Here is a 4420-nt window from a genome sequence, read left to right on the forward strand (position 1 = left end):
AGTTTATCGACAATGATGCATCAGCAATGCAGATTGGTGGCGTAATCTTGGCTCTACTTGAGCTCTATCGATTAAACGAACAAGATTTTGTGGATGTCTGGTTAGGGGTACGTGAAATTTCAGCACCTAGTGCTGCACATCGTTCAAAGAAATAAGCACTAAAAAAAGAGAAGCAATATTTATTGCTTCTCTTTTTACTGAAAATCAGACTAATACTTAACGTTTACCCATCGAACGTCGTGTACCACGTGGTGGTGGCCAAGTTTTATCCGCATAACCTTCAGGCTTAGGGCGCACAGCATTGTGTGTGACATCTTCTGCATTTTGCTGCATAGCAACAGGAAAGGGCAATGTCACCTGCCGCTTTGGTGTTTTTGACATGAGTATGACCTCAAATAGCGTATTGCAGATTTTAATTATTTTTACCGCAATATGCGAGCCCTGATGTCATTGAGCTTGTAAAATTCCAACAATATTATCATTCTCAAAAAAAATCATAGTAATTTACTATTTTTATTTGATATTCATCCCTGAATAGAAATTTTTAGGCTAAGATAAGCTGTTTTTATTTTTTTATCCCATAAGAAGGAATATTGCCGTGGACGTTCGTCTTTCTGATCGTGTCAATGCCATCAAACCGTCCCCTACCCTTGCGGTGACCAACAAAGCTGCAGAACTTAAAGCTGCTGGTAAAAATGTCATTGGTCTAGGTGCGGGTGAGCCTGATTTTGATACCCCACAACACATCAAAGATGCGGCGATTAACGCCATTAACAACGGTTTCACCAAATACACCGCTGTTGACGGTACTCCTGGTTTGAAAAAAGCAATTATTGCTAAGTTAAAACGCGATAACCAACTTGACTATCAAGCAAACCAAATTTTAGTATCTTGCGGTGGTAAACAATCATTTTTTAACCTTGCACTAGCACTGTTAAACAAAGGTGATGAAGTAATCATTCCTGCTCCATATTGGGTAAGCTACCCAGATATGGTGATCATTGCTGAAGGTACACCAGTCATCGTGAAGTGTGGTGAAGAGCAACGCTTTAAAATCACTGCTGCACAACTTGAAGCTGCGATCACAGACAAAACACGTTTGGTTGTACTCAACAGCCCATCAAACCCTACAGGTATGATCTACACTAAAGCTGAACTTGAAGCTTTGGCTGAAGTTTTACGTAAATACCCACAAGTGATGGTTGCTTCTGATGACATGTACGAACCGATCCGTTGGGATGATGAGTTCTATAACATCGCAACTGTTGCACCAGATTTATATGATCGTGTAATCGTATTAAATGGTGTATCAAAAGCTTATGCAATGACAGGCTGGCGTATTGGTTATGCAGCAGGTCCTGCTAAGTTGATTGGTGCGATGAAAAAAATCCAATCACAATCAACGTCTAACCCAACATCTATTTCACAAGTTGCTGCTGAAGCTGCTTTAAATGGTCCACAAGACGTACTTAAACCAATGATTGAAGCATTTAAACGTCGTCATGATCTTGTGATGAATGGCTTAAACGCAATCCATGGTATCTCTTGCTTGCCAGCAGATGGCGCTTTTTATGCTTATGCCAATATCCGTCCATTAATTCGTGCTAAAGGTTTAAAATCTTGCACAGAATTCTCTGAATGGTTATTAGAAGAGACTGGTGTTGCTGTTGTACCTGGTGATGCGTTTGGTCTAGGTGGCTTTATGCGTATTTCTTATGCAACTGCTGACGAAGTTCTCGTTGATGCACTTGCACGTATTAAAAAAGCTGCTGACTCAATTGAAGGTGTAGATGCCGCAATTGCTTCGATTGAAGCGGAAAAAGCAGCAAAATAATGTTGCTTTAATGCCTTAAAAAGACCGCATCAAGAGATGCGGTCTTTTTTATTCTATAAATACAATCAATGAAACAACTTAAGCTTTGGGATCTGCTTGGAACATCGCAACCACATCTGCTTCAGTCAAAGTTTTACGTTGTCCAGCAAAACTATAAAAATCAGGTTTATTGTCGATATAAATTTCCAAACCAAAATCTAAATCAGCAGGTGCTTCATTTAAAGCAAAAGCATTAATATTACAATAACTCTGATCTTTGGTGCGCCAAAACAAATTGGTGCCACACTGTTTACAAAAACCCCGCTCTCCCCAAGTAGAAGAATCATAAATTGCTAATTGCGCTTGCTGACTAAACTTCAAACTACCAGGCACAATATCAATGGTCATAATGACCCCACTGGTTTGTCTTCTACATATTGAGCAGTGACAACTATGTACATGATGATTTTGTAATTCGACCTCAAACTGCGTTGCAGCGCAGACACACTGACCTTTCATATGCTCTCCTTATCTATCATTTGCTTTTTATTCTCAGCGGCTAATTATCGCTCAAACATTACTGAATTTGCTATTTTTGCTCAAATATAGAACATCCAATATGAAATTAAACAGGAATGTAAAAATTTACCTTGACCATTATTAAAATCTGCTTATAATCGCACTCAGATTCTCCAATAGCTCAGTCGGTAGAGCGACGGACTGTTAATCCGCAGGTCCCTGGTTCGAGCCCAGGTTGGAGAGCCAAATTCTAAAAGCCCACTTCATTGAAGTGGGCTTTTTCTATTTTAAGATGTACTCTGCATCTCAACCAACAAAGACTTCGCTTCACCATGGCCATGTTTTGCCGCCTTTTCCAACCAAAATATAGCCTGAGTATTATTCTTCTTCACACCCTCACCAGCAATATACATTTTGCCTAATTGGTACTGAGAATCTATATCTCCTGCTTCGGCTGAAGTTTGAAATAACTTAAAGGCTTGAGCATAGTCTTGCTGTACACCACGACCCTCATAATACATCGCCGCAAGATATTTTAATGAATAGCCCTGCTCTCCTGCCCGACTATACCAATAGACCGCTTTTTGCAGATCCTGTACGAATCCTTGGCTTTCATAAAGACGTCCAAGATGAAACTGTGCTGAAGCATGCCCCTGCTGTGCAGCCTGAACATAGTACTTAATGGCTTGATGCACATCTTTGGCTACCACGCGGCCATCTGCATACATTGCTGCAAGCTGAAACTGGGCTGTTGCATCGCCTTGCTCTGCATGCTGTTTCAAGCGTTCAAAATGATCTTTTTCACTCTCTTGCAATTTAGGTGAGTTAGGAACAGCAACAGCCTTTTCTAAAATAATTTCTCCTGTATTTTGAGCAAAACACATGCTCGAGACACTGGCCAGTAGAGCAATCCCCAGTAGATATTGAATTGAATACATCTTTACTTGTGTTTCCCCGTCATAAACCATCTAAAGATAAAACGAATCCGCAACTATTTCTATTTTTAAATCAATCAAGATTTTTCAATACACCATTTTCCCAATAAGGCACTGAAGATGGAAAATCAATTTTTATCGTGCAATCTGCAATCGTCCAAAGACTAGGTTTAAAGGTCGAAGGTGGAATCGGTAATCCTTGGTTAAAGTATTGCTCAACGTACTGTCTGTTATTGAGCTCCACAATAAGATAATTGCTTTTAACACAGCTGCGTTGCTTACCCTGTTCTAAAAAATGATAATCTTCAGCTAAACGTAAAAAACCGATCGTAGGTGAAATTTCTAACACAGACATCCCATTGATCATCACTGGATCAGGAAATTGAATACCATCTACATTATTTAAATCACGAGGTGCATGGTATTTAAGCCCTGCGGGAATATTTTTACTTATGTGTGTTCCAACTGGAAGTATGATCTCACCAAAAGCTGTTTCTTTCTCAATGGTAAAAAATCGGTTTTTATCCTTTTCATGTTCATATCTTAAATACTCTTCATTTTTCATATTGAGCAAAAAAATAAAAAGCACAGATAAAATCAATAAAATAATCGGGCTATACATCACTCCAAGCTGCCATTTTTTCAGCGATGGAACAGCTAAGCCAAGACGTAAATATTTTCTTCGCCAAACCCAATAAAAAATTACAGATCCGATTCCCCAAAATACTAAAATTAAAAAGACAAAAAACAATCCGCCAGCACCTCCCCCTGCAACGATCATTTATGCCCCTTAACTTTTTAAATTTCAATAAAATCAGTATAACAATCTTTAAATATCAGAGCTCTCTTTTACAATTTAATCCGCAATAGCTCCAACTCAACTATACCTTTGAGTACTGTTATGAGATAACTATACGCTGACTAACACACTAAAAGTGATCGACATGACATGGCAAACCCTGGAAATTAAATCATCTCCGCTGATATTAAAACCCTTTACCGCCGAAGATGCCGATGAAATATTTAACTGTATTACTCCAAACCTAACCCAATATATGTCTTGGGAGCCACCACAAAATCGTCAAGTATTTGCTGCCACATGGCAACAGTGGCTCAGAAATATCGATCATAAAACTGAACTTACCCTCGTGAT

General features: G+C 39.1%; 6 protein-coding genes and 1 tRNA gene. 3 read left to right on the forward strand and 4 right to left on the reverse strand.

Annotated features, from left to right (window positions below; genetic code table 11):
• Positions 1-216: 216 nt before the first annotated feature.
• Positions 217-381, reverse strand: a complete 165-nt coding sequence (locus Aru01_RS18500) for a hypothetical protein (RefSeq protein WP_016655461.1) — start codon at positions 379-381, stop codon at positions 217-219.
• A 217-nt stretch (positions 382-598) separates the two neighbouring features.
• On the opposite strand from Aru01_RS18500, the gene Aru01_RS17920 reads away from it, so the two are divergent.
• Positions 599-1834: a pyridoxal phosphate-dependent aminotransferase gene (locus Aru01_RS17920; protein WP_016655460.1), complete on the forward strand. Its 1236-nt coding sequence runs from the start codon at positions 599-601 to the stop codon at positions 1832-1834.
• Between the two features lie 78 nt (positions 1835-1912).
• Here Aru01_RS17920 and Aru01_RS17925 read toward each other — a convergent pair whose 3' ends face one another.
• Positions 1913-2332, reverse strand: a complete 420-nt coding sequence (locus Aru01_RS17925) for a GFA family protein (RefSeq protein ID WP_016655459.1) — start codon at positions 2330-2332, stop codon at positions 1913-1915.
• Between the two features lie 170 nt (positions 2333-2502).
• On the opposite strand from Aru01_RS17925, the gene Aru01_RS17930 reads away from it, so the two are divergent.
• A tRNA-Asn gene (locus Aru01_RS17930) sits at positions 2503-2578 on the forward strand.
• A 41-nt stretch (positions 2579-2619) separates the two neighbouring features.
• On the opposite strand, the gene Aru01_RS17935 is transcribed toward Aru01_RS17930, so the two are convergent.
• Positions 2620-3270 carry a tetratricopeptide repeat protein gene (locus Aru01_RS17935; RefSeq protein WP_162183624.1) on the reverse strand — a complete coding sequence of 217 codons (651 nt, stop codon included), beginning with the start codon at positions 3268-3270 and terminating at the stop codon, positions 2620-2622.
• A 70-nt stretch (positions 3271-3340) separates the two neighbouring features.
• On the reverse strand, positions 3341-4048 hold the full coding sequence (locus Aru01_RS17940) for a hypothetical protein (RefSeq protein ID WP_016655457.1): 708 nt from the start codon (positions 4046-4048) through the stop codon (positions 3341-3343).
• Positions 4049-4211: 163 nt separating this feature from the next.
• On the opposite strand from Aru01_RS17940, the gene Aru01_RS17945 reads away from it, so the two are divergent.
• The coding region (locus tag Aru01_RS17945; RefSeq protein WP_042111748.1) for a hypothetical protein at positions 4212-4420 on the forward strand (209 nt) is incomplete at its 3' end.

Origin of the sequence: Acinetobacter rudis (genome assembly GCF_000829675.1) — a bacterium.
Classification (GTDB): Bacteria; Pseudomonadota; Gammaproteobacteria; order Pseudomonadales; family Moraxellaceae; genus Acinetobacter; species Acinetobacter rudis.